Source organism: Shewanella sp. ZOR0012 (assembly GCF_000798835.1).
Lineage (GTDB): Bacteria > Pseudomonadota > Gammaproteobacteria > Enterobacterales > Shewanellaceae > Shewanella > Shewanella xiamenensis.
The window spans coordinates 2351064-2353611 of sequence record NZ_JTLE01000094.1; the positions used below are offsets into that span (position 1 = coordinate 2351064).

The window sequence follows — 2548 nt, forward strand, 5'->3', positions numbered from 1 at the left end:
GAATGACGACACAGTGGATGAGAAGTATATGGTGGTCGCTACTGGGATCGAACCAGTGACCCCCTCCTTGTAAGGGAGGTGCTCTCCCGGCTGAGCTAAGCGACCGGAATTCTTTCAATACAAACTTTAATGTCATTCTAAAAATATGGTGGTCGCTACTGGGATCGAACCAGTGACCCCCTCCTTGTAAGGGAGGTGCTCTCCCGGCTGAGCTAAGCGACCCGGGGTAAATCAATACTGAAGAGTATGGTGGTCGCTACTGGGATCGAACCAGTGACCCCCTCCTTGTAAGGGAGGTGCTCTCCCGGCTGAGCTAAGCGACCCGGGCATATAACAACTTGTATACCATGATTAAATTTGCATTTAACACATGGTGGTCGCTACTGGGATCGAACCAGTGACCCCCTCCTTGTAAGGGAGGTGCTCTCCCAGCTGAGCTAAGCGACCTCTGCTGTGTGGAGCCGTATTATAGGGAGGTTCGATCGAGTGTCAACGCTTTTTAATGAAAAAAGCATTGGTCGCGCTATTTTTGTTCGCATTGACTTAATGTTAATCACGGGCTCATTTAAAGTGTTACTTTATTGGGCAATTTAAGATTGAGTGATTTAAGCAAGCTTTGTATATCAGCCCATAGTGAATATTACCGCACAAATAACCACTAAACTTTATCAGGTTTTCTATATCGACGAGACGATGGATTTTTAGGTCGGTTATAGGGCATGAGTTCAACAGCGTTGGTATACATTTATGATCCTGAGTCGAGGTGAGTGAGCGCGTTTAGTTTCTATTATGATTGGTCAGCTAGCGATATCTATATCGAATTAATACATCGACTTTTGTGTTATCTGTATTATCAGCGGATATGTTCCATTTGCAGCGCTGACTTAGGCTGCTAGAATAAGCCCACTTTTTATCGTGATTGTCTTTATCTAGACGACTTTATATAGGTTAGTGTCCCACTATGACAACTAAGACGCGTTTTGCCCCTAGCCCAACAGGCTTTTTGCACGTGGGCGGTGCCCGTACTGCACTTTATTCTTGGTTACAAGCCCGTGCCAATAACGGTGAGTTTGTTTTACGTATCGAAGATACGGATATTGAGCGTTCTACTCAGGCCGCTTGTGATGCCATTTTAGAGGGCATGAACTGGTTAGGTCTAACGTGGGATGAGGGCCCGTACTATCAAACTAAGCGTTTTGATCGTTATAACGAAATCATCGCGCAAATGTTAGAGCAGGGCACTGCCTATAAATGTTATTGCTCGCGTGAACGTATCGATGCGTTAAGAGAAGCACAAGCGGCAAATGGTGAAGCACAAAAATACGATGGTTGCTGCCGTGACTTGCCGGCGCGTGATACTGATGAGCCTTTTGTTGTACGTTTTAAAAACCCTATCGGTGGTTCAGTGGTATTTGATGACCATGTTCGTGGCCGTATCGAATTCTCAAACGACGCGTTAGATGATCTGATCATTGCTCGTACCGATGGTGTACCTACCTATAACTTCTGTGTAGTGGTAGACGATTGGGATATGGGGATTACCTGTGTAGTGCGTGGTGAAGACCATATCAACAACACGCCACGCCAAATCAACATCCTTAAAGCATTGGGTGCACCTATTCCTGAATACGCCCACGTATCGATGATCTTAGGGGATGATGGTGCCAAGCTGTCTAAGCGCCATGGTGCGGTAAGCGTGATGCAATACCGTGATGATGGTTATCTGCCTGAAGCACTGCTTAACTATTTAGTACGTTTAGGTTGGTCACATGGCGATCAAGAAGTATTCTCTTTAGAGGAAATGAAGCAGTACTTTAAGTTAGATGATATTAACAAAGCCCCTTCAGCCTTTAATACCGAAAAACTGGTTTGGTTAAACCAACACTATATTAAGACGCTTGATCCTGAATATGTGGCTTCCCACTTACAGTGGCATATGGACGATCAAAAGATTGATACCTCAAATGGTCCAGCTTTATCAGCTGTAGTGACAGCATTAGCTGAACGTGCCAAAACGTTAAAAGAGTTAGCTGTATCTAGCCGTTACTTCTATGAAGATTTTGCTGAGTTCGATGCCGAGCAGGCGAAAAAGCATTTACGTGGTGTGGCACTTGAGCCATTACAATTAGTGCAACAAAAGCTAGCGGCATTACCGGAGTGGACCGTTGAAGGTATCCACCAAGCGATTGAAGCCACCGCTGCGGAATTAGAAGTGGGTATGGGTAAAGTGGGGATGCCATTACGTGTCGCTGTGACCGGAGCAGGGCAGTCTCCAGGCTTAGATATCACCTTATTCTTAATAGGAAAGGCACGCTCTGAGCAAAGAATATCCAAAGCGATTGAATTTGTAGCAGATAGAATAAATTCCTAAAAAACGAGTTGACACATTTAGGTGCGCTGCATAGAATGCGCCTCGCAGTTGAGACACAGACGAGCAAATGCTTGTAGTGCACTTAAATGTGGTTTAATAAGTTTGGGGCTATAGCTCAGCTGGGAGAGCGCTTGCATGGCATGCAAGAGGTCGACGGTTCGATCCCGTCTAGCTCCA

General features: G+C 45.5%; 1 protein-coding gene and 5 tRNA genes. 2 read left to right on the forward strand and 4 right to left on the reverse strand.

What is annotated here, in order from left to right; translation table 11 throughout:
• Window positions 1-29: 29 nt before the first annotated feature.
• From L976_RS11935 to L976_RS11950, 4 genes are all read right to left on the reverse strand, one after another.
• Window positions 30-105: transfer RNA gene (locus tag L976_RS11935), tRNA-Val, on the reverse strand.
• 41 nt (window positions 106-146) lie between these two features.
• Window positions 147-222 (reverse strand) — tRNA-Val (locus L976_RS11940).
• A gap of 25 nt (window positions 223-247) precedes the next feature.
• Window positions 248-323 (reverse strand) — tRNA-Val (locus tag L976_RS11945).
• 48 nt (window positions 324-371) lie between these two features.
• Window positions 372-447: transfer RNA gene (locus tag L976_RS11950), tRNA-Val, on the reverse strand.
• 514 nt (window positions 448-961) lie between these two features.
• Here L976_RS11950 and gltX point away from each other — a divergent pair.
• Together gltX and L976_RS11960 are read left to right on the forward strand one after the other, a co-directional pair.
• Window positions 962-2371, forward strand: coding sequence for a glutamate--tRNA ligase (gene gltX / locus L976_RS11955; protein ID WP_047536985.1), 1410 nt, complete (start codon window positions 962-964; stop codon window positions 2369-2371).
• Window positions 2372-2475: 104 nt separating this feature from the next.
• A tRNA-Ala gene (locus L976_RS11960) sits at window positions 2476-2548 on the forward strand.